General features: G+C 46.8%; 22 protein-coding genes. 2 read left to right on the top strand and 20 right to left on the bottom strand.

The features are described from left to right. Nucleotides 1-73 precede the first annotated feature (73 nt). The 14 genes from GQ671_RS02095 to lepA all read right to left on the bottom strand — a co-directional run bounded on the left by GQ671_RS02095 (nucleotide 74) and on the right by lepA (nucleotide 14,487). Nucleotides 74-736 carry a hypothetical protein gene (locus GQ671_RS02095; protein ID WP_160651972.1) on the bottom strand — a complete coding sequence of 221 codons (663 nt, stop codon included), beginning with the start codon at nucleotides 734-736 and terminating at the stop codon, nucleotides 74-76. An 11-nt stretch (nucleotides 737-747) separates the two neighbouring features. Next, nucleotides 748-1,740 carry a flotillin-like protein FloA gene (gene floA, locus GQ671_RS02090; RefSeq protein ID WP_160653483.1) on the bottom strand — a complete coding sequence of 331 codons (993 nt, stop codon included), beginning with the start codon at nucleotides 1,738-1,740 and terminating at the stop codon, nucleotides 748-750. Between the two features lie 33 nt (nucleotides 1,741-1,773). Then, on the bottom strand, nucleotides 1,774-2,457 hold the full coding sequence (locus tag GQ671_RS02085) for an NfeD family protein (protein WP_160651968.1): 684 nt from the start codon (nucleotides 2,455-2,457) through the stop codon (nucleotides 1,774-1,776). A 117-nt stretch (nucleotides 2,458-2,574) separates the two neighbouring features. Beyond that, nucleotides 2,575-2,751: a 30S ribosomal protein S21 gene (gene rpsU / locus GQ671_RS02080; RefSeq protein WP_017548804.1), complete on the bottom strand. Its 177-nt coding sequence runs from the start codon at nucleotides 2,749-2,751 to the stop codon at nucleotides 2,575-2,577. 101 nt (nucleotides 2,752-2,852) lie between these two features. Next, the gene (gene deoC / locus GQ671_RS02075) at nucleotides 2,853-3,524 is read right to left on the bottom strand and encodes a deoxyribose-phosphate aldolase (protein ID WP_160653480.1); all 672 of its coding nucleotides are present in this window, start codon (nucleotides 3,522-3,524) and stop codon (nucleotides 2,853-2,855) included. A 62-nt stretch (nucleotides 3,525-3,586) separates the two neighbouring features. Then, nucleotides 3,587-4,942 (bottom strand): tRNA (N(6)-L-threonylcarbamoyladenosine(37)-C(2))-methylthiotransferase MtaB, encoded by a 1,356-nt coding sequence (mtaB, locus tag GQ671_RS02070; RefSeq protein ID WP_160651965.1) that lies wholly within the window; start codon nucleotides 4,940-4,942, stop codon nucleotides 3,587-3,589. A gap of 70 nt (nucleotides 4,943-5,012) precedes the next feature. Then, nucleotides 5,013-5,753: an RsmE family RNA methyltransferase gene (locus tag GQ671_RS02065; RefSeq protein WP_160651962.1), complete on the bottom strand. Its 741-nt coding sequence runs from the start codon at nucleotides 5,751-5,753 to the stop codon at nucleotides 5,013-5,015. A gap of 4 nt (nucleotides 5,754-5,757) precedes the next feature. Then, on the bottom strand, nucleotides 5,758-6,690 hold the full coding sequence (gene prmA, locus GQ671_RS02060) for a 50S ribosomal protein L11 methyltransferase (RefSeq protein ID WP_160651959.1): 933 nt from the start codon (nucleotides 6,688-6,690) through the stop codon (nucleotides 5,758-5,760). Nucleotides 6,691-6,692: 2 nt separating this feature from the next. Beyond that, entirely contained in the window at nucleotides 6,693-7,820 is a 1,128-nt protein-coding gene (gene dnaJ / locus GQ671_RS02055) for a molecular chaperone DnaJ (protein ID WP_160651956.1), read from the bottom strand. 94 nt (nucleotides 7,821-7,914) lie between these two features. Beyond that, nucleotides 7,915-9,747 carry a molecular chaperone DnaK gene (gene dnaK / locus GQ671_RS02050; RefSeq protein WP_160651953.1) on the bottom strand — a complete coding sequence of 611 codons (1,833 nt, stop codon included), beginning with the start codon at nucleotides 9,745-9,747 and terminating at the stop codon, nucleotides 7,915-7,917. 47 nt (nucleotides 9,748-9,794) lie between these two features. Next, the gene (grpE, locus tag GQ671_RS02045) at nucleotides 9,795-10,409 is read right to left on the bottom strand and encodes a nucleotide exchange factor GrpE (RefSeq protein WP_160651948.1); all 615 of its coding nucleotides are present in this window, start codon (nucleotides 10,407-10,409) and stop codon (nucleotides 9,795-9,797) included. Further along, entirely contained in the window at nucleotides 10,396-11,406 is a 1,011-nt protein-coding gene (locus tag GQ671_RS02040) for a heat-inducible transcription repressor HrcA (protein ID WP_160651945.1), read from the bottom strand. The genes grpE and GQ671_RS02040 overlap by 14 nt, the downstream gene beginning before the upstream one ends. Nucleotides 11,407-11,505: 99 nt before the next feature. Then, a complete protein-coding gene (gene hemW, locus GQ671_RS02035) occupies nucleotides 11,506-12,621 on the bottom strand; it encodes a radical SAM family heme chaperone HemW (RefSeq protein WP_160651940.1) in 1,116 nt (371 codons plus the stop codon). Nucleotides 12,622-12,663: 42 nt separating this feature from the next. Next, on the bottom strand, nucleotides 12,664-14,487 hold the full coding sequence (lepA, locus tag GQ671_RS02030; protein WP_160651937.1) for a translation elongation factor 4: 1,824 nt from the start codon (nucleotides 14,485-14,487) through the stop codon (nucleotides 12,664-12,666). A 161-nt stretch (nucleotides 14,488-14,648) separates the two neighbouring features. Here lepA and rpsT point away from each other — a divergent pair, with 161 nt between their 5' ends. Then, nucleotides 14,649-14,894: a 30S ribosomal protein S20 gene (gene rpsT, locus GQ671_RS02025; RefSeq protein WP_160651934.1), complete on the top strand. Its 246-nt coding sequence runs from the start codon at nucleotides 14,649-14,651 to the stop codon at nucleotides 14,892-14,894. A 70-nt stretch (nucleotides 14,895-14,964) separates the two neighbouring features. Here the strand turns inward: rpsT and holA are convergent, their stop codons facing one another. Beyond that, nucleotides 14,965-15,927, bottom strand: coding sequence for a DNA polymerase III subunit delta (gene holA / locus GQ671_RS02020; protein ID WP_160651931.1), 963 nt, complete (start codon nucleotides 15,925-15,927; stop codon nucleotides 14,965-14,967). A 94-nt stretch (nucleotides 15,928-16,021) separates the two neighbouring features. On the opposite strand from holA, the gene GQ671_RS02015 reads away from it, so the two are divergent. Continuing rightward, nucleotides 16,022-16,159, top strand: coding sequence for a YqzM family protein (locus GQ671_RS02015; RefSeq protein ID WP_160651928.1), 138 nt, complete (start codon nucleotides 16,022-16,024; stop codon nucleotides 16,157-16,159). A gap of 12 nt (nucleotides 16,160-16,171) precedes the next feature. Here the strand turns inward: GQ671_RS02015 and GQ671_RS02010 are convergent, their stop codons facing one another. From GQ671_RS02010 to rsfS, 5 genes are all read right to left on the bottom strand, one after another. Next, on the bottom strand, nucleotides 16,172-18,262 hold the full coding sequence (locus tag GQ671_RS02010) for a DNA internalization-related competence protein ComEC/Rec2 (protein WP_322789450.1): 2,091 nt from the start codon (nucleotides 18,260-18,262) through the stop codon (nucleotides 16,172-16,174). Nucleotides 18,263-18,402: 140 nt separating this feature from the next. Further along, a complete protein-coding gene (locus tag GQ671_RS02005; RefSeq protein WP_160651922.1) occupies nucleotides 18,403-18,864 on the bottom strand; it encodes a ComE operon protein 2 in 462 nt (153 codons plus the stop codon). A gap of 20 nt (nucleotides 18,865-18,884) precedes the next feature. Then, the gene (locus tag GQ671_RS02000) at nucleotides 18,885-19,511 is read right to left on the bottom strand and encodes a helix-hairpin-helix domain-containing protein (protein ID WP_170288604.1); all 627 of its coding nucleotides are present in this window, start codon (nucleotides 19,509-19,511) and stop codon (nucleotides 18,885-18,887) included. A gap of 129 nt (nucleotides 19,512-19,640) precedes the next feature. Then, entirely contained in the window at nucleotides 19,641-20,375 is a 735-nt protein-coding gene (locus GQ671_RS01995) for a class I SAM-dependent methyltransferase (protein WP_160651919.1), read from the bottom strand. Then, a complete protein-coding gene (rsfS, locus tag GQ671_RS01990; RefSeq protein ID WP_160651917.1) occupies nucleotides 20,365-20,700 on the bottom strand; it encodes a ribosome silencing factor in 336 nt (111 codons plus the stop codon). Before rsfS ends, GQ671_RS01995 begins: the two co-directional genes overlap by 11 nt. Nucleotides 20,701-20,704: the final 4 nt, after the last annotated feature.

The raw sequence follows: 20,704 nt of genomic DNA, 5'->3' as shown, positions 1-20,704 counted from the left end.
CTAATCATAGTCAATCACTAACAATCAAAAACAATCAAAAAAGGCAAAAAAAGAACGCCAGCTTATGCTGACGCTACTTTCGTGATTTCGGTTTACTGATAATCTCTGAAAAAATGATGCCATTGACGATATCTTTACGACCGAACGACAATGATTCGCGACGAACTTTAGGTTTTGGCTTCTGAGGTACAGGCTTCTTTCTTGATGATTCTCTGCCACCCGTCTGAATCTCGGATTGACGTGTATGATCGGACTGTTGACTGCCCGCCTGTATTTCTTCTTTGGCTCTCTTTGCCCAGTCTGTTCTTTTAGCCTCTTTGGATTTCTCCTCATAGGTATTCATCGCACGTCTGCCGATATTCGTCTCTTTCGCCTTTTCTTCAATATTCCGACCGAATGACCGTTCTGCCATCGGGCGTTGACTGGACTGCCGCTGAGTCCTTTCTGCAACAGGTCTTGATTGTTTGTTCTCCTGGGCTGGCTGACTTGTTTCCTGCCTGGTCTGTTGCTCTTCTCCCGAAAGGCGGCGCTCGACCTCACCCATCAGATCATCAAAAAGTCCCTTCGGACGATCGCGAGTGTCTTCTTGTCTTCTTCTTGGAGCAGTTTGACCGGTCGGCCGATCCATCTTGCTTGGATCAATATTCCGCTCTTCTTTCTTTTCTTTATTCTTCTGGCCGGCAACTGCTGTATAGATGATTCCGCCAATAAAGATAAGCAGAGGGATTATTTCCATAGTATCACAGCCTATTCGTCATTATCTTCGCGTGTCGGATCCGTCATTTTGTTGATGGAATCTCTCATGTTGGTATCCGCTTCGACATTTTTGAGGTTGTAATAGTCGCTGACTCCAATGTTGCCACTTTCAAGTGCCTTGGCAAATGCGAGTGGTACTTTGGATTCTGCTTCGACCACTTTCGCTCTCATTTCTTCGACACGCGCCTTCATTTCCTGCTCCTGGGCTACAGCCATTGCACGACGTTCTTCGGCTTTTGCCTGTGCAATATTCTTATCAGCCACGGCTTGTTCAGTCTGAAGATCGGCACCAATGTTCTTGCCGATATCCACATCTGCGATATCGATGGAGAGAATTTCAAATGCAGTACCGGAGTCAAGTCCTTTGGATAGGACTGTCTGTGAAATCATATCCGGATTTTCAAGTACTTTGGTATGCCTTTCGGATGAACCGATTGTAGAGACGATACCCTCGCCGACACGGGCAACGATTGTATCTTCACCTGCACCACCGACTAGACGTTCGATGTTGGCACGAACGGTAATACGCGCTTTGGCCTTAACTTCGATACCATCCATTGCCACACCGGCGATGAAAGGTGTTTCGATGACTTTAGGATTTACACTCATCTGAACGGCTTCAAGTACATCACGACCGGCAAGGTCGATTGCTGCGCATCTTTCGAATGTAAGGTTGATGTCTGCACGCTGTGCAGCGATCAGAGCATCAACGACACGGTCCACGTTACCTCCAGCAAGGAAGTGGGACTCAAGCTGGTTTGTTGTTACTTTAAGTCCAGCTTTATGTGCTTTGATCATCGGTTCAATTACACGCTTTGGCTTGACTCGTCTCAACCTCATACCGACTAGGGAGAAAATTCCTACATTGACACCTGCTGCAATGGCAGATATCCATAGTCCAATTGGTACAAAGGATAGAAGAAATGAGATGACAATGAACGCAATGACGATAAGAAAAATTATCATCAGTGATGATCCTGTGATAAACATTAGATCCATTTAAAACGCTCCTTTGAGTTAATCTTCTTTCGGTCTTACAACTACGCGTGTTCCTTCGACATGTATTATCTTTACTTCGACATTACCGGCGATATAAGACCCTTCAGCTACAGCATCAATACGCTCATCCTCAAGCCTTATGGTGCCGGATGGACGAAGTGGTGTTGTTGTCTTCGCTGTCTGTCCGATCAGGTAGGAACGGTCATCAAAGGAAGTATACCCAGATTCAGCATCAGTCGCATCATTAAGTATCAGGCGGCTCAGTATTGGTATTTTTCTTTTCTTGAATTTCACAAATATCACCCACTCGATTAGTGCCAGGAAAATAATGGCCATTATATAGAGACCAAAAACTGCCATATTATCACTCACTAACAATATACTTAAGAGCAGAAGTAGTCCGCCCATGATGCCAAGAATAGCTCCAATTACAAAAAATTCGATTATGATGAGCGCTATACCAGTTACAAAAAGTACAAGCGATACGCCATTATAATCACCGATCAAAAGATGTCCTGAATAAAAGATTATGATTGATGCAAATGCCAGTACACCGATAATATTGATTTCTTCGGAAAACAGCTGGTAGATGATGCCGAGAAAAAAGACTAGTAATAATATAAAGGCGATTATTGGCATTGTTACAACATCTCTGAATGTATATAAAACGCTTCCCATCAAAAATGTTCCAGTCATCGCCATATGAATCCCCTCCATTGATTTCATTATACATTAAATATTAATAATATTGAAATGATTGATAAAAAAAAGACAGCACAATGTGCTGTCCATATATCTGAATTATCAGAGGGAGTAAACCTACTTGAATTTGCGTTTGCGGGCAGCTTCAGATTTTTTCTTACGCTTTACGCTAGGCTTTTCGTAGAATTCTCTCTTACGAGCTTCCTGAATCGTACCGCTTTTAGAAACTGTGCGTTTGAAACGACGCAGCGCGTCTTCAATAGGTTCGTTCTTTTTAACTACTGTTTTAGACATCGTCTTCCCTCCCTCCGGATAACAAAAACCTTACATTTACATAGATAATACTATGTACTCACACATTATAATATATTGTAAAAAGCCGGTCAACTGCTAATTCAATAAGAACTTTCGCTGGATCCGCCACTGATGATGGCTTTTCCACTGGATGCACCGATTCTTGTTGCACCACTTTCAATCATGATTTTTGCATCTTCGAATGAGCGTACACCACCGCTTGCCTTGACACCCATGTCCTCTCCGACTGTCATGCGCATCAGAGTAACATCCTCAGCCTTGGCACCTTCACCGTTGAATCCAGTGGATGTTTTGACAAAATCTGCACCACATTTTTTGCTCAGTTCACACGCTTTGACGATTTCATCGGAATCAAGAAGCGCTGTTTCGATGATGACCTTGACCAGAACTTCCTGGCCAGCAGCATCACATACCGCTTTGATGTCATTGAAAACAAGATCTTCATTACCGGATCTTAGCGCGCCGATATTTATGACCATGTCCACTTCGTCGGCACCGTTCTGGATGGCATTCATCGTTTCAAATGCTTTGACTTCACTCGTTGTGGCACCAAGCGGAAATCCGATGACCGTACATACTTTGACATCGCTGTCTTTAAGCAGGTCTTTGCACGTCGTCACCCACGCAGGATTTACACAGACGCTGCAGAAATCATATTCCATCGCTTCCTGGCACAATTCAAAAATCTGGTCCTGTGTCACTTCTGGCTTGAGCAGTGTATGATCTATATATTTCGAAAGTTCCATCGCTATCACTCCATAATAGTTTATAGTCTGTTGGCTGGTGCTTCTCTGCTGGCATTCTGATCTGAATTCTAGTGAATCGTCCGTTCAAGGTAGGCGTAAGCCTTGACCATCGGTTTTTCAAGCACTTTGACGATTTCGCCCTTGCTTACCGGATAGCCCGGTTCAGTCACTTTGACTTTGACAAGTTCGCCAGTCAGTGATGCATCCCCTTCAACTTCGACCTTCATATAGTTGTCGGCATGACCCATAAGTTTGCCATCCTTCTCTTCTTCCGGAATGATTTCAAGTACATCATCCTTGAATTGTTCAGCGTAGGACTGTGCAAGGCTGTCCGACAGCTCAATCAGCTGGTGGACACGGTCATTTTTTATATTCTCATCAATCTGGTCGGTCATTCTGGCTGCTGGTGTACCCGTTCTGATGGAGTATGGGAATACATGCAGTTCGGAGAAATGGTGCTTCTTGATGAAGTCGTATGTTTCTTTGAACTCTTCTTCCGTCTCACCCGGGAACCCGACAATCACATCGCTTGTGATTGCCACATTCGGCATGATCGCCTTCAGTTTGATGATGCGTGATTCAAAGAATTCCATCGTGTACTTTCTGCGCATGCGCTTGAGTACAGTATCACTGCCCGACTGGATCGGAATGTGCAGGTGACGGACAATCTTATTCGAATCGTTGATGACATCGATCACTTCATCAGTCAGCTGGCTCGCCTCGATGCTTGAGATGCGCAGACGGTTGAGACCATCCACTTCCTCGAGGTCACGAAGCAGCTGGGCAAGATTGTAGTCCTTCAGATCTTCACCATATCCACCCGTGTGTATGCCGGTCAGTACGATCTCCTTGTAGCCCTGGTCGACCAGCTGCTGGGCCTGCTCGACGACTTTCTCAGGATCACGGGAACGCATGAGGCCACGTGCCCACGGAATGATGCAGAAGGTGCAGAAATTATTGCAGCCTTCCTGTATTTTCAGCGTCGCACGCGTACGGTCTGTAAAATAAGGCACATCCATCTCTTCGTATGTACGCTTCTTCATGATATTCTTTACGCCATTGATCGGCTGGCGCTCTTCATGATACTGGTTGACATAGCCGATCAGCTTATCACGGTCTTCAGTACCGATGATGATGTCGACACCGGGAATATCCATGATGTCTTTAGGTGCAGTCTGGGCGTAGCATCCTGTTACCGCAACCACTGCATCCGGATTGTTTCTGATGGCACGTCTGATGACTTGCCTGCTCTTCTTATCACCTGTATTCGTAACAGTACATGTATTGATGACAAATACATCCGCATTCTGGCTGAATTCGACACGGTCATACCCTTCGTTCTTGAAGATCTGCCACATCGCTTCTGTTTCATAGTGGTTCACTTTGCAGCCCAATGTCTGAAATGCAATTGTTCTTCTGCTCATATAAATCAGATCTTTCTTCATAAATTTATGGTCCATATGCTCCATATAATAGCATAGCCTGCCCCTTTCATCAATCGGAGGCAGGCGTTTCAAAACTGTAGCTGATGGCTGACAGGGCATATAAGGGGGCTGTTTCGGCACGCAATATCCTCGGCCCAAGGCGGATTGAATGATGCTTTGACAATTGTTCTGTCTCCACTTCGCTGAACCCGCCTTCGGGACCGAAGATGAAAGCGATTCGACTGCCGTGACGAACACCCGACATGGCACTCTGGATGCTTTTCGCAGGATTCAGAGCGTTGCCTTCAAAAGCGAACAGCAGACGGCTGTAGGCATCGAAGTCAAGGTTTTTGACAGCAGGCACAAAATCGATGTGTGGAATCACCTGTCTTCTGCTCTGCTCACTTGCTTCCTTGACAATCTTGCTGAATCTTTCAAGCCGCTTCTTTCGCTTCTTGTCATCCAGCCTGACGATACTGCGGTCTGCTTCATAGATCAGAAACTCATGGGCACCGAGTTCCGTCGCTTTCTGGATCATCCAGTCAAACTTCTCACCTTTCAGCAGCGGACAGTAGATGGTGACTTCTATCGGCAGTTCCGGCGACTCGTCCACAGGACTGATTGCACGGCAGTCGATATCCTGAGATACTTCTGCAACCTCACATAGATAGGTGGTCTGTTTCTGGTCAACAACATGAAAAGTATCCTCAGGACGAAAACGCATCACATTCTTCATATGATGCGCATCTTCAGAGGTGATTTTGAAAAGCTGGTCCGGTTGCAATGCCTGATCTATAAAATATCTCTGCATCGGCCTACTCTTTTCTGGCGTGGATGCTGACCCAGCCATTGTCTTCGAGTATTTCCTCAATCTTGAACCCTGTATGTTTCATATGATCCACAATCGAGTCACGTGCTTCCGTGATGATGCCGGAAGCAATGAAGCTGCCGCCTGCATTCAGATGCGTGTATGCATCGTCGATCATCTCGTCGATGATATGGGCCAGGATATTGGCGATAATGATGTCGTATTGGCCGGATTCCGATTTGAGCAGGTCTCCCGTTTCCAGAACAACATCATCCTCACATGCATTCAGTTCCAAATTCTCACGGGCAACCTTGATGGACAGCTCGTCTATGTCCGTCGCTTTAAGGTCTCTTGCTCCCATCAGGTGGGCTCCGATGGTCAGAATGCCGGAGCCGGTACCCACATCAATGATCTTATGATGCGGCTGGACCACACCTTCCACCATTTTGAGGCACATGCTTGTTGTCGGATGATCGCCGGTGCCGAATGCCATGCCGGGATCGAGTTTGATCAGCTTGTCATCCGCCTCGAATTCATAGTCCTCCAGCTCCCATGAAGGCACGATGACAAACTTCTCGGATACCCGGAAACTGTGGAAATATTTCTTCCATTCATTTTCCCAGTCTTCTTCATCAATTTCCTTGGTATTGATAGTGATGTCGTTACTGGCATCAAGCAGTTTACTGCCGATGAAATCATGGATCTCCTGAAGTTTACTGCTGATATCTGCTGTTTCGTCAAAATAGACGATGATGCGGATATCACTTTCCGGGTAGTCCTGTGGGTCCAGGCGGTACTTATCATCAAAATTGTCGATTTTCTGCTTGAGGATATCCAGGGAGTGCTCAATCGACACGCCTTTGGAGATTGTATTGAGAAAACCGGAAAGCATCTCTTCATTGCTCTCTTTTGTGTGGATGGATACTTCATGCCATTTCATAATCAGTCACCCTTAAAAAATCTTTTCGTCTTATCGAAGAAATTTTCATTCTGTTCAGTGATGTCTTCTCCACCATGCTCTGCAAGCTGACGGAAGATCTCAGTTTCACGCTCTGTGAGCTTCGTCGGTGTGACTACTTTTACTGTGACAAACTGGTCGCCATATCCATAACCGTGAACATTCTTGACACCCTTCTCCTTGAGACGGAATCTTCTGCCGGACTGTGTGCCGGCCGGGATGGTCAATACGACTTCGGAACTCATCGTCGGTACTTTCACTTCGTCACCGAGCGCAGCCTGTGCAAATGAAATCGGCAGTTCATAATGGATATCATCCGCATCTCTTGTAAATCTCGTATCCGGTCTGACTCGGAAGACGATATATAGATCACCGGATGGACCGCCATTGATGCCTGGCTCGCCTTTACCCTGCAGTCTGATCTGCTGGCCGTTGTCGACACCTTCAGGCACAGTCACTTCAATTTCTACATCTTTTGTCACAGTACCGGCACCTTTACAGTTATCACAAGGGTTTTCAATCTGCTCACCTGTACCGCTGCATGTCGGACATGTACGCTCGGTCTGTATTCTGCCAAATGGTGTATTCTGCTCTACAGCAACACGACCGGCACCTGAACACATCTTACACGTAGATTTTGAAGTTCCCGGTTTTGCACCATTTCCGTCACATACGTCACACTGCACTTCTTTTTTAACATTGATCGTCTTTGTGATACCGAAAACAGCTTCATCAAAGTTGATGGTCATCGTATATTGAAGGTCATCGCCTTTTCTTGGAGCATTCGGATCCATTCTTCCGCCACCGCCGAAGAATGAACTGAAGATATCTTCAAATCCACCGAAGCCTCCGGCGCCGCTGAATCCACCGCCACCGCCGCCAAACTGCTGGCTCATTCCCTCGTGACCGAACCGGTCGTACTGGGCACGCTTGTTATCATCACTCAATGCTTCATAGGCTTCCGATACTTCCTTGAATTTCGCATCGGAACCTTCTTCTTTATTTATATCCGGGTGATACTTTTTTGACAGCTTGCGGTATGCTTTCTTGATCTCGTCCTTTGAAGCATCCTTACTGACGCCAAGCACCTCATAGTAATCTCTTTTTGCCATTCTATCGCCTCCAACCTGTATACTATATCATTTAAAAAAGTCAAAGCCAATGCGGTTGGCTTTGACTTTTATCAATTAAAAGTTGATATCATTATTATTTCTTATCTTCGTCGTCCACTTCTTTGAAGTCAGCGTCCACAACGTCATCGTCTGACGCCTGGGCATTTTCAGAACCTTCCTGAGCCTGCTGCTCCTGGGCCATCTGCTCATAAAGCTTCATGGACATGCCTTGAACGATCTGCTCAAGTGCTTCTTTTTTGGATTTGATGTCATCCATGTCGGAACCTTCAAGTGCCTGTTTCAATTCTTCTTTAGCACTTTCAGCTTTTTCCTTCTCTTCAGCCTCGACCTTGTCACCAAGATCTTCGATTGTCTTGTCGGTAGTGAATACAAGCTGATCTGCTTCGTTTCTCAGATCTACTTCTTCACGACGCTGCTTGTCCGCTTCAGCGTTCTTTTCAGCTTCGTCGACCATTCTGTCGATATCTTCATCGGACAGATTGGAGCTGGATTCAATTGTGATCTTCTGTTCCTTGCCAGTACCCTGATCTTTAGCAGTAACGTTGACAATACCATTCTTATCGATATCGAATGTCACTTCAATCTGTGGCACACCTCTTGGTGCTGGTGGAATATCCGTCAGCTGGAATCTGCCGAGCGTCTTGTTGTCTGCCGCCATTGGACGCTCACCTTGCAGCACGTGGATGTCCACTGCTGGCTGGTTGTCAGAAGCTGTTGAGAATACTTGGGACTTGCTTGTCGGAATCGTCGTATTTCTTTCGATAAGGACTGTGGATACGCCGCCCATAGTTTCAATACCGAGGGAAAGTGGTGTAACGTCCAGAAGTACAACGTCCTGTACATCACCGGAAAGCACGCCGCCCTGGATTGCTGCACCCATTGCTACAACTTCGTCCGGGTTGACACTCTTGTTCGGTTCTTTGCCAGCTTCTTTCTTGATTGCTTCCTGTACAGCCGGGATACGTGTGGAACCACCGACAAGGATGACCTGATCGATTTCATTTCTATCGATGCCAGCATCTTTGATTGCCTGGCGTGTTGGTCCCATTGTACGTTCTACGAGGCTGTTTGAAAGCTCATCGAATTTCGCACGTGTCAAGTTTGTTTCGAGGTGCAGTGGTCCTGCTTCTCCTGCAGAGATGAATGGCAGTGAAATTTGAGTGGAAGATACACCGGAAAGGTCCTTCTTCGCTTTTTCAGCCGCATCTTTCAGACGCTGCATTGCCATTTTGTCTTTGGACAGGTCGATGCCGTTTTCTTTTTTGAATGTGTCGACAAGGTGATCGATGATGACGCTATCGAAATCATCGCCGCCGAGACGGTTGTCACCGGCAGTGGAAAGCACTTCGAATACACCGTCGCCGAGTTCAAGGATGGATACGTCAAACGTACCGCCACCAAGGTCGAATACCAGTACTTTCTCGTCTTTCTCCTGCTTGTCGAGACCATATGCCAATGCTGCTGCAGTCGGCTCGTTGATGATGCGCTCTACTTCAAGACCGGCAATTCTGCCTGCGTCTTTTGTTGCCTGACGTTCTGAGTCATTGAAGTATGCTGGTACTGTAACGACTGCTTTGGATACTTTTTCACCAAGGTAGCTTTCAGCAGTCTCTTTCAGATTCTGAAGAATCATTGCAGAGATTTCCTGTGGTGTATATTCTTTGTCTTCTACTGTTTCCTTATGGTCTGTACCCATATGTCTTTTGATGGACATGATCGTGTTCGGGTTGGTGATCGCCTGACGTTTCGCGACCTCACCGACCTGTTTTTCGCCGTCTTTGAATGAAACGACTGAAGGTGTTGTGCGGTTGCCTTCTGCATTCTGGATGACTTTCGGCTCTCCGCCTTCCAATACTGATACAACAGAGTTTGTTGTTCCCAAGTCTATACCAATAACTTTACTCATGATAAAATTCCTCCATTTAGAAAATATTCATTCAGTCTTTTATGAAGCTACTCGCTTACTTTGACCATGCTTGGACGGATGACCCTGTCCTTCAGCATGTAGCCCTTCTGGAATTCCTCGATGATCGTGCCGTCTGCTTCATCGGAAGCTTCCGTCATTACTGCCTGATGGAAGTTCGGATCGAATGTATGCCCTGTGCTTTCAATTTCCTTCACATCGTGTTTCATCAGTGTGTTGACAAGGTCATTGTACACCATCTCCACACCTTTAAGCAGTGAATTGAAAGATTCGGATTCTCCTTCGATCTTGAGCGCACGTTCGAGGTTGTCGATGATCGGAAGCAGATCTTCAACAATCTTCTGGTGCTTGTACTTGTTGTTAAGCTCCATTTCCTGTCTGTTCCGGCGTTTGAAGTTGTCAAACTCTGCATAGAGCTTCAAGTATTTGTTCTCTTCTGCTTCAACCTGCTGTTTCAATGCCGCAATTTCATCATCTTTTGGATCAGTCGGCTCAGATGCTTCATCGTCGGATTCGTTTTCCTCGATGTCCGCTTCTGCTGCTTCAATCGCAGCTTCATCCTTTTCAATGTCGGCTTCCCTCGCTTCGACTGTCTGGTCATTTTTCTGCTGATCCAATTCTTCATTCGTTTTATTTTCCGTCACTGTGTTCACTCCTTTTCATTTCCTGGTTCCGTATAGCGTACATGAGCCGTATGACTTCCTTGTACCCCATCATTTCAGGACCGATTATCATAAGGTTTCCATTCATGCCATTGAAACTGAAATTCGTCGCAATGACAGAAATCGAATCATAATCCCTGTTCAGCTCGTCACTGAAGTATACGTCGACCCCATCTATTGTATTGAGATCGATGATATCATTCAACTGATCTGATTCCATATCGTCATACAGCAGCTGAAGCGTACTGATATCAGAGCTGATCTGATGGATCAGATGATTGAATCCTGAATGCCCGATCACTTTCTGCGGCTCACTGATGCCGCCTACGACAGATCGCCGTATACTTGCTTTCAGCACACTGAGGTGCGGCGCGACCTGCATCTGATCGATGATCGATGGCAGGCTGCTGAGCGGCTGTCCGTATGACAGGACATTCATTTCATTACCGAGCTTTTCAAGTTCCGGAACAGTGACAAAGTCATCGCTATCGACCGGTATTTTTCTGATTGTTCCCGACTCGAGGACGATGATAAGAAGTAGTGTGTTTGTGGTGATGGGTGTCAGAAAAAGACCTTTGATAATTTCATCTTCTTCAGTCAAGGAAACCTGTGTCAGATATTGCGTTGTACTGCTGATCACGTCGGCCAGTGAGCGTGTCATGCCACCTCGATCCATCTCCTCCACTTCGGGATGGAAATCGAAATTAAGCTGACTTTTGGATCCGCCAAGCTCCTCGCTCAGCATTCCGGTATAGAACCTGAGTGCTTTGCGGGACGGGATCCTGCCTGCCGATGTATGCGGCTTGGTCAGATATCCGTCCGTTTCGAGCTTTGCCATTTCGTTTCTCACTGTTGCTGAAGAGATGTCAAGCCTGTACTTTTCAATAAGATGCTTGGAACTGATCGGCATCATGACCTTCAAAAAATCGTCGACTATTGAAAATAGTATGATTTCCTGTCTCTGGGTTAAAATTGACATCACCTCATTAGCACTCTTTATCCTCAAGTGCCAATATTAATTTATCAAAATGGTCAAAGTATGTCAATCCATATGTTCAATTAATATCCGATTCCCACTCTACAGCAGGAATTCCATGAAGACCGTATTGCCGACCATCCGTCCTTTATCCGTCAGTGCAATGTAGCCGCGGCTGCTCCTGACATGCCCCTTGTCCATCTCCTGCCTGATGACAGAGCCATAGACATCATCCATGGAACGGCCGAACTTCGAGCCGAACCGCTCGACATCTACACCGCGGTTCATGCGCAGGCCGAGGAACATCTCCTCCTCCATCTGCGCCTTCCTATCCAGTTCCAGTGTCTCCTTGACGACCGAGCCCTTTTCTTCCATGGACTGGATGTAGTGGTTGACCGGCTTGATGTTGTAGTACCTGGTATTGTCGATATAGCCATGGCTGCCGGCGCCGGCGCCGTAGTACGGGGCATTTTTCCAGTACGTCTTGTTGTGTTCCGATTCAAAGGCCGGCTGTGAGAAGTTCGAAATCTCGTACTGCGGATAGCCGAGGGCCCTGAGGCCATTGATGACATGCTCGTACTTCTGTCCTTCGATATCATCGTCATCGACTTTCATCCGGCCCTTTCTGATCTGATTGTAGAATACGGTATGCGGTTCGATGATCAATGAATACCAGGAGATGTGCTTTGGTGACAGTGTGCGCACGTGCCGGAGACTGTCATCCAGATCCTGCATCGTCTCCCCGGGCAGATTGTACATCAGGTCGAGTGAATAGTTGTCGAGCCCGATCTTCTCCATATGGTTGATGGCATTGAATATATCATCATAGCCATGGGAGCGTCCGAGTACTTTGAGCAGATCTTCATTGAATGTCTGCACACCGAGACTGATGCGATTCACCCCATAATTATTTAATACATCGAGCTTGCCAGGTGTCAGTTCATCGGGGTTTGCCTCGAACGTGAACTCTTCGGTTACCTGGAAACGGTCGGTAACTGCTGCAAGCAGACGGGAGAGCTGCGCTTCACTGAGTGCGGTTGGTGTACCACCACCGACGAAGATGGTCCTCAAACTCTGCGCTTCGATTGTCTGAAGCTCTCTGATCAGTGCATCCAGATAGCCGTCGACCGGCTGATTGTTGATCAGTACTTTGTTGAAGTCACAGTACGTGCATATGCGGTTGCAAAAGGGAATATGAATATATAGGCTTTCAGCCATGACGACACTCCATTCAAAACGAAAAGCCACTATGCAGTGGCTTTATTCTTCGTCCATTTTAAGTACAGCGAGAAATGCTTCCTGAGGAATCTCCACACTTCCGACTGCCTTCATTTTCTTCTTACCTTCTTTTTGCTTCTCGAGCAATTTACGCTTACGGCTGATATCCCCGCCGTAGCACTTGGAAAGTACATTCTTACCCATCGATTTGATATTCGTACGGGCAATGACCTTCTGGCCGATTGCCGCCTGGACAGGCACTTCGAACTGCTGGCGCGGAATGAGGTTTTTGAGCTTCTCCACGATGACCTTGCCGCGGTCATAGGCGAAATCACGGTGGACGATGATGCTCAGTGCATCCACCTTCTCATTATTCAGAAGTATATCCATCTTGACGAGTCTGCTCTCCTTATAGCCGATCAGCTCATAGTCGAATGATGCATACCCCTTCGTCTGGGATTTCAGCTGATCGAAGAAGTCGAAGACGACTTCCGACAGCGGGATCTCATAGATGATGTTGACACGTATATCATCGAGGTAGTCCATTGTTATGAAATTGCCGCGTTTCTTCTGGCACAGTTCCATGACAGAACCGACATAGTCGTTCGGTACCATGACCGTCGACTTCACATAGGGCTCTTCGATGTGGTCGATCTTCTGCGGATCCGGCATTTCCGCCGGGTTGTCGACGATGACCTTGGAACCGTCTGTCATGAATACTTCGTATATTACGGATGGTGCTGTCGCAATCAGCTCGATGCCGAATTCACGCTCGATGCGCTCCTGGACAATCTCCATATGAAGCAGTCCGAGGAAGCCTGTACGATAGCCGAAGCCGAGCGCCTGGGATGTCTCCGGCTCGTAGACGAGCGCAGAATCATTCAGTTCCAGCTTCTCAAGTGCTTCGCGCAGATCGTTGTACTTCCCGGAGTCGATCGGATAGATACCACAGTAGACCATCGGGGTCATCTTCTTGTAGCCCTGAAGCGCATTCTCTGCCGGATTATCAGCCAGCGTGATGGTGTCACCGACGCGGGAGTCGCTGACGTTCTTGACGGAAGCCATTAGATAGCCGACATCACCTACCGTCAATTCCTGTACCGGGAGCGGTTTTGGTGTATTGATACCGACTTCGGCCACTTCAAATGTCTTGCCGGTTGCCATCATCTTGATCTTGTCACCCGGTTTGACCGTCCCTTCCATTATACGGATGGAAGATATGACACCGCGGTATGGGTCGAAAATGGAATCAAAGATCAGCGCCTTGAGGGGTGCTGATGGATCGCCTGCAGGCGCAGGTACCGTCTTGACGACACTCTCGAGTATTTCTTCAATGCCAATATTCGCTTTTGCGGAAGCCATGATGGCACTTTCCTTGTCGAGGCCGATGACGTCCTCCACTTCCTGTGCAATCCGTTCCGGATCCGCTGCAGGCAGGTCGATCTTATTGATGACCGGAATCAGTTCCAGGTCATTATCAAGCGCCAGATAGACGTTCGCCAGCGTCTGGGCTTCGATGCCCTGGGCTGCATCCACTACTAGTATTGCGCCTTCGCAGGCAGCGAGTGAACGGGAGACTTCGTATGTAAAATCGACGTGTCCCGGCGTATCTATAAGATGGAAGATGTAGTCCTCGCCATCCTTGGCCGTATATTTAAGCTGAACCGCGTTCAGTTTGATTGTAATGCCACGCTCACGCTCCAGATCCATCGAGTCGAGAAGCTGTTCTTTCATTTCTCTTGATGTGACAGATTTGGTGTTTTCAAGAATACGGTCTGCGAGTGTACTCTTGCCGTGATCAATATGGGCGATGATTGAAAAGTTTCTTATTTTATCCTGACGTTTCAAACGCTCTTGATCATTCATTTATCTTCCAACTTTCTCTTAATGACAATGGTTGTATTATAGCAATAATAGGAATTTCATTCAATTCATTTTCTATTTATATTGCATAACCTGCGTACATTTGATAAAATACATCTTGTTGCAATTAAAGTTGTACAACTTATAAGATGGAGGTGAAAGTAATGCCTAACATTAAATCAGCTATCAAAAGAGTGAAAACTACTGAAAAAGCTCATAGCCAAAATATTGCTCAGAAAAACGAAATGCGTACTGCTGTCAAGCGTGCGATGACTGCTAAAACAAACAATGCAGAAAACGTTGAGTCACTTATTTCCAACGCTGTTAAACACGTAGATAAAGCTTCTAAAAAGAACTTGATCCACACTAACAAAGCGGCACGTGTGAAATCTCAACTCATGACAAAGTAAAACCTTCTTTTGGAAGGTTTTTTTATTTGCCTTAAATATTGCTTCCCCTCTTCGACTGAGAGGGGATTTTTCATATTTCCAGCACAAACAGCTCGAACAGTGTTTCCCTGTCCAGGTAGCTGGATTTGAACTTGTAGTCGATGTCACGGCATTTGACCATCTTGCGTTCAAGCTCTGCCTGCTGGTATTTACGTACTTCGCGGCTTGCGAGCTTGACCCTGTATGGATGGACTTTGAGGGCTTTCGCGATGTAGTCCCCCTGATAGCCTTCCTGCTGCATCAGCTTGACCTGATAGAGCAGTCTCAGCTGACTGATGATGAGGTGGAGCAGCTGCATCGGCTCCTCGTTCTGAAGAATGAGGTCGCGAAGCAGCTTGACGGCTTCTGCCTTCCTGTTCGACAGGATCAGGTCGGTCAGCTTGAATATGTTCTGTTCAAGACTTACACTGACGATATCATGCACATCCGCTTCTGTAGCCGACTCTTCGACATAGAGCAGTACCTTCTGCAGCTCATTTGATACGTGCTCGTACTTGATGCCGACAAGCTGGATGAATAAATCAACCGCCGGTCCATCCATCTGCACGCCTGCCCTGTCCACTTCATTTGTGATGAATCCGCGGATCTCCTGCTCGGTCATTTCACTGATTTCCGTAATCTTGCCCTTGCTCTTGATCAGCTTGGTGATCTTCTTACGGTTATCGAGCTGTTCGCTGAACACCTTGAATATGACCAGTGTATCGTCATTCTTATTATTGAAGTACTCGACGAGCAGATCGATATTATGCTCGATTTCAGAGCGTACTTTGGCACCGGTGAATGAAAAGGCATCATCTACGATGACTGCCTTGCGGTCGGATAGGAAAGGCAGTGTCTGCGCTTCTTCAATGATGCCTTCGACCGGTGTCTCCTTATAGTTCAGCGTGACGATGCTGAATGCGTCCGGCTCGTCGACATAATTCTGCGCGAGGGATTTCGCCTTTTCTGTAATTCTCATAGTATTGCTGCCATATATAAGTTGTAGTTTTTCCATCTATAGAGTCGCTCCTGTACTGATTGTAAATCCATTATAGCTTTTTTTATGAAAATATCCTATACTATAGGTGATATGTCTAGGAGGTTATCTCATGAATAAATTCGAAAAGCACGTTCAATCCAAGAACAACGATATCGTCGACTCCGGACTTGGTTTCCTGGTTGGATTCCTCGGCCTGACAGCTATTTATGTTGTTGCCCAGATCTTCCAGATTGTTGCCGGTGTCTAAAGAGCTGATTATTCAGCTCTTTTTTTTTATGCAGTGATCCATCGATTGATCGAGCTTGGTTTCGATGCACATTTTGTTATTCCTGATGGTAAAGCGTACCATGCCATGCTTCGTGGTGTCCAGCAGTGTAAGGTCCCCGGCTCTTCGGACGACTTCCGGATGCGGATGACCATAACGGTTATCCACCCCTGCCGAAATAAGCCCATATGCAAAGGCTGTGTTTTCTAGGAAGTGTTCACCTGTCGACGTATCCGAGCCATGATGGGCAAGCTTCAGGACATCCGCTTCAATTTTTCCATGCTCCGTGATCACCCTCGTCTCCATCTCCATATCAGTGTCCCCGGTAAATAGAAAGCTGAAGTCCTCGATCTGTATTTTCAGTACAAGCGAGTTCCGATTTGTATCTTCCTCCTCCAGCGAAGCATCGGGGAACAGCCTTTCAATCAGAATGCCACCTGCTCTGATCTCCTGCACCTCCAGTGCATTTACAACCTTCCCATCAAACTCTGAAGGCATACTCTCATGCCATGCCTTAAATCCTGGATCATTCGCATTGAGATAGACATGATCCACTGGCATTTCCGTCATGATATGATGACTCTCCCCCATGTGGTCAAGATCAAAATGGGAAAGTATGAGCATGTCGATGCGGTTCACACCGGACTCTTTGAGATACGGCAGCACCGTTCTATCGGAGAGCTTCCGTCCGGTCTCCCGGAAATAGAACTGCCCCCCCGTATCCAGCAGGATGACTGTGCCCCTCCTATGGTCCTCTATGACAAATGCATCTCCCTGCCCGACATCCACCATCGTCACAGTATAGTCCTCATAGGACACCCTGCCGATCAGAAGGATGGACACGCCAAAGCAGGCAGCCAGCAGAAGAAGTCTCTTGAACTGCTTCAGACAAAGTGTTCTGATCATCCAGTATGTCAGCACAACGAGGACCATAAGCCAGAAAGAATTCAGATTGGCAACCGAGATGCGATGGTTCATCCCTTCAGCCAGAGCGGTGATCAACTGGCGCAGCATGCCGAAGGTGAACATATAGAATAGATCCATGAATGCCGGCAGATGGGTAAATGCGAGCACGTTGAAAAGAATCACCATCGGGAATATGAGAAAGGTGAACAGTGGAACGAATAGGAGATTCATGATGATGCCACTGATACTCAGTTCGTTGAACTGATGCAGCAGGATCACCAGGGTGGAAAATTCCGCAATCAGTGTGATCCCGAACAACTGTGTAAAGAATCCATACTGGCTCCAGTAGTTCCGGCTCAAGATGATCAGGAACGTCGTAATATAGGACAGCTGGAAGCCGGCATGGTAGACAATCCAGGGGTTGAGCATGATCTGGATGATGGCGGACAGGGATATGACGGCGAGATATGGCTTGCGTCTCGTGAAAGACGTCGCGAGCAGCACTACAGTCATGAATACGGCACGGAAAACACTCGGGCTGAAGAAATTGAGGAAAAGGAACAGGACCAGGCTCGTCATCATGATCAGTTTGATGGTTGTAATATCCAGCCTCAGCCGATTGAGAGTATAGAAAAGAATACCGCTGATGAATGCGATATGGGTGCCTGAAATGACATAGAGATGATAGATGCCGAGCTTCTGCAGTGCATCAAAGAACTCCGACGTGATGTATGTCTTGTTTCCTATGGATAGTGTCAGTATATCAAACCTGTAATCGTGCTCGGTCGCCCCGAGTACACGCTCCATATAGTCATCCCTGATTTCAGCCAGCCGCATCCCTGCCGTCTTCCGGGTATGCTTGCATGCTGCCGGATCGATGGCTGTTTCATATATGCGTCCATCAAGTCCATTGATATTCATCATCATCCTGTCATCCATCTTGATGAAGTTCCGGTTCTCACCCGGCATATGCACTTCATACAGTCCTCGGCACATATAGCCCACCGGCAGCTTCACCGCATCCTCGAGATAGAGGTCGTACCGTCTGCCATCGTAGGTACCGGTATGGGCGATGCCATCCTGATAGTACTTGTATCCGGTGATGGTCAAAGAAGGGACGCTCTCGACTGATGTTTTTTCAGGCAACATAAAAACAGCCATCGAAACGATGGCTGTCACTATACAGTGGAGGAGTAGAAACACGCCTCCCATTTTTCTATAGCTGATTATACTGGTGATGGTAATGAAAAATAATCCGATGACAGGGAGACCTGCAAAGATATATCCATTAAGAATTGCCAGCAGGATGAGGAAAAGGATCATGACTGCTGATGGAGTGCATCGATGACGTTATCCCTGTTAAAAGCAATGCGCTCATAATGGACACCTGTCTTATCCAGCAGTTCCAGTGCATAGGGATGGTTCTTATAATCCTCTGCATAATATATGTAACTTATACCCGCCTGGATCAGTGACTTCGTACAATGCACACAAGGGAAATGGGTAACGTAGATACTCGCATCTTCTGTCGATATCCCGAACTTCGAACATTGCAGCAGTGCATTTATTTCTGCATGGATTGTTCTGATGCAGTGCTTTCCCTCAATCAGGCAGCCGACATCGATGCAGTGGGCTTCACCTGAAACCGAACCATTATATCCACCAGCAATCACCCGATTGTCCTTTACTATCGTCGCCCCTACTTTGAGCCGCTCGCATGTAGAACGCAGACTCAGCAGATGGCTCTGTGCCAGAAAATACTGGTGCCAGTCTATTCTCATATTCGCCCTCCTCTTCATTATTAATCTATTGTAATATATGGTTCCAGACTTTCATACGTTTTATCTCCGATTCCCGAGATGTTCTTGATATCTTCAAGTTTCATGAACAGTCCATTCTCTTCCCGGTAGTCCATGAAAAGCTGGGCCTTCTTCTCACCGATGCCGTTCAGCGTCATCAGCTCTTCCATCGTTGCCGTATTGATATTCACCATCTCTTCGCCGGAAGTACTTTCCTCTCGAGAGCCGGGCGCTTCAATGGCAGCAACCTCTTCCCCCGCTTTTGGGACGTATATGACCAGCTCATCGACAAGCTTCATCGACTGGTTGACCGTGAGCAGATCCGCTTCCGGTTCAAGCTGTGCCATCTCAAGCACATTCTTTACTCTGGCATCAGGCGGAAGTTCAAACACGCCGGGGTTTTTGACCGCCCCTTTTACCTCGACAAAAATGTTTCCCTTCGCTACAGTCTCCTCGATAGATGCTTCATCCGTAGAAGCTGCTTCCTGCATCGGTTCCGGCTCATAGGCCATCACCTCTACTCCCTGTCCTGGTGAAAACAAAAAGAACAACAGAATCAGAATAATGAAACCCCCTGTCCCACCGATTATAAAACGGTATTTCTGCCAGATCACCCTTACATCCACCATAGTGATTCCCCCTAAAAAATCTCTTTATATATATATGGTGGAAAATGGGCGTTTTGATTTTTTTCAACGTCAAATAAATAAAAAAACTCGAGAAGTAAAAATGACCTGACTTTTGTAGTCAGGTCATTTCTACTTCTTCAGAACATAAAATACTCTGTCACACACTTCAGTCACTGCATTTTCCATGTCGAAGTCACTGAATGCGGCATCGATGGTGAAACCCGACTCGCTGATCATCTGAAGCATCTCCATATGGGTATATGTCCGCTGGCTGTGAGTCTCTTCCACTCTGCGATAGAGACCCTCATCATCCTCGTCCTTGATGAAGAAAATCATGTCATGGACGACCGACAGCGGTGCTTCTCCTTGCAGGGCATGCCATATATAGGTGATATGTTCCGTTTCATCACTGTATGTTACATCGTCGAAGTCACTGTTCATCTTGAATGCGCTATGAATATCGAAGATGAAGACACCACCTGCATCCAGATGATCATGTACCCTGCCGAGCACCTGCAGCACTTCATCCTGGTTACTGCAGTAGTTGAGTACATCGACTGTTGCAGTGACCATATCGAACGTCCGGTCCAGTTCAAAGTTACGCATATCTCCCTGGACATACGTAATATTCGGAGAGTCATGCTGACGCGCAACATCGAGCATCATATCCGACTGATCCATGGCGGTGATGCTGTCGAACTGAAGCTTTCGCGTCAGTCGACCGGTTCCACAGCCGATATCGAGTATCGTCCGCCTGTCCGATCTATAATGATCGATGATATCGAGCCAAAGAGCATAAGGCATATCATACGTCAGCTCATCGTAGTAGTGGCTGAAGAGCTGATAGGTCGGTCTAGACTTCAACGCGTTCACCGTACTTGAACAGTCTTTCAAGATTATAATATTCGCGCTCAGGCTTATGGAAGACATGAACAACGACGTTATTTACATCTATAAGCACCCATTTCGCTTCTCTGTAGCCTTCAATCAGATAGTCCATTTCCCGCTCCTTGCAGAAATCCATGACTTCATCCGCAATCGCCTGGACCTGTCTGTCTGAGTTGCCGTGGCAGATCAGATAGCAGTCTGTGACACTGCTCGTCTCTCTGACATCAAATTTCATAATTTCCTCTGCGCGTTTATTGTCACACGCTTCGACCAGAAGATCGACCAGCTGTTCTGTATTCATACAG

This window comes from Salinicoccus hispanicus (assembly GCF_009831115.1).
GTDB classification, from domain to species: Bacteria; Bacillota; Bacilli; order Staphylococcales; family Salinicoccaceae; genus Salinicoccus; species Salinicoccus hispanicus.
The sequence above is the reverse complement of the archived record's forward strand: the minus strand, read 5'-3'. Positions and strand labels throughout refer to the sequence as shown.

Excerpts from the sequence above, each read along its gene's own strand:
- GQ671_RS02095 (WP_160651972.1), bottom strand. The coding sequence starts at position 736 with ATGGAAATAATCCCTCTGCTTATCTTTATTGGCGGAATCATCTATACA.
- GQ671_RS02085 (WP_160651968.1), bottom strand. The coding sequence starts at position 2,457 with ATGGCGATGACTGGAACATTTTTGATGGGAAGCGTTTTATATACATTC.
- rpsU (WP_017548804.1), bottom strand. The coding sequence starts at position 2,751 with ATGTCTAAAACAGTAGTTAAAAAGAACGAACCTATTGAAGACGCGCTG.
- mtaB (WP_160651965.1), bottom strand. The coding sequence starts at position 4,942 with ATGAGCAGAAGAACAATTGCATTTCAGACATTGGGCTGCAAAGTGAAC.
- GQ671_RS02065 (WP_160651962.1), bottom strand. The coding sequence starts at position 5,753 with ATGCAGAGATATTTTATAGATCAGGCATTGCAACCGGACCAGCTTTTC.
- prmA (WP_160651959.1), bottom strand. The coding sequence starts at position 6,690 with ATGAAATGGCATGAAGTATCCATCCACACAAAAGAGAGCAATGAAGAG.
- dnaJ (WP_160651956.1), bottom strand. The coding sequence starts at position 7,820 with ATGGCAAAAAGAGATTACTATGAGGTGCTTGGCGTCAGTAAGGATGCT.
- dnaK (WP_160651953.1), bottom strand. The coding sequence starts at position 9,747 with ATGAGTAAAGTTATTGGTATAGACTTGGGAACAACAAACTCTGTTGTA.
- GQ671_RS02040 (WP_160651945.1), bottom strand. The coding sequence starts at position 11,406 with ATGTCAATTTTAACCCAGAGACAGGAAATCATACTATTTTCAATAGTC.
- hemW (WP_160651940.1), bottom strand. The coding sequence starts at position 12,621 with ATGGCTGAAAGCCTATATATTCATATTCCCTTTTGCAACCGCATATGC.
- lepA (WP_160651937.1), bottom strand. The coding sequence starts at position 14,487 with ATGAATGATCAAGAGCGTTTGAAACGTCAGGATAAAATAAGAAACTTT.
- rpsT (WP_160651934.1), top strand. The coding sequence starts at position 14,649 with ATGCCTAACATTAAATCAGCTATCAAAAGAGTGAAAACTACTGAAAAA.
- holA (WP_160651931.1), bottom strand. The coding sequence starts at position 15,927 with ATGGAAAAACTACAACTTATATATGGCAGCAATACTATGAGAATTACA.
- GQ671_RS02015 (WP_160651928.1), top strand. The coding sequence starts at position 16,022 with ATGAATAAATTCGAAAAGCACGTTCAATCCAAGAACAACGATATCGTC.
- GQ671_RS02005 (WP_160651922.1), bottom strand. The coding sequence starts at position 18,864 with ATGAGAATAGACTGGCACCAGTATTTTCTGGCACAGAGCCATCTGCTG.
- GQ671_RS02000 (WP_170288604.1), bottom strand. The coding sequence starts at position 19,511 with ATGGTGGATGTAAGGGTGATCTGGCAGAAATACCGTTTTATAATCGGT.
- rsfS (WP_160651917.1), bottom strand. The coding sequence starts at position 20,700 with ATGAATACAGAACAGCTGGTCGATCTTCTGGTCGAAGCGTGTGACAAT.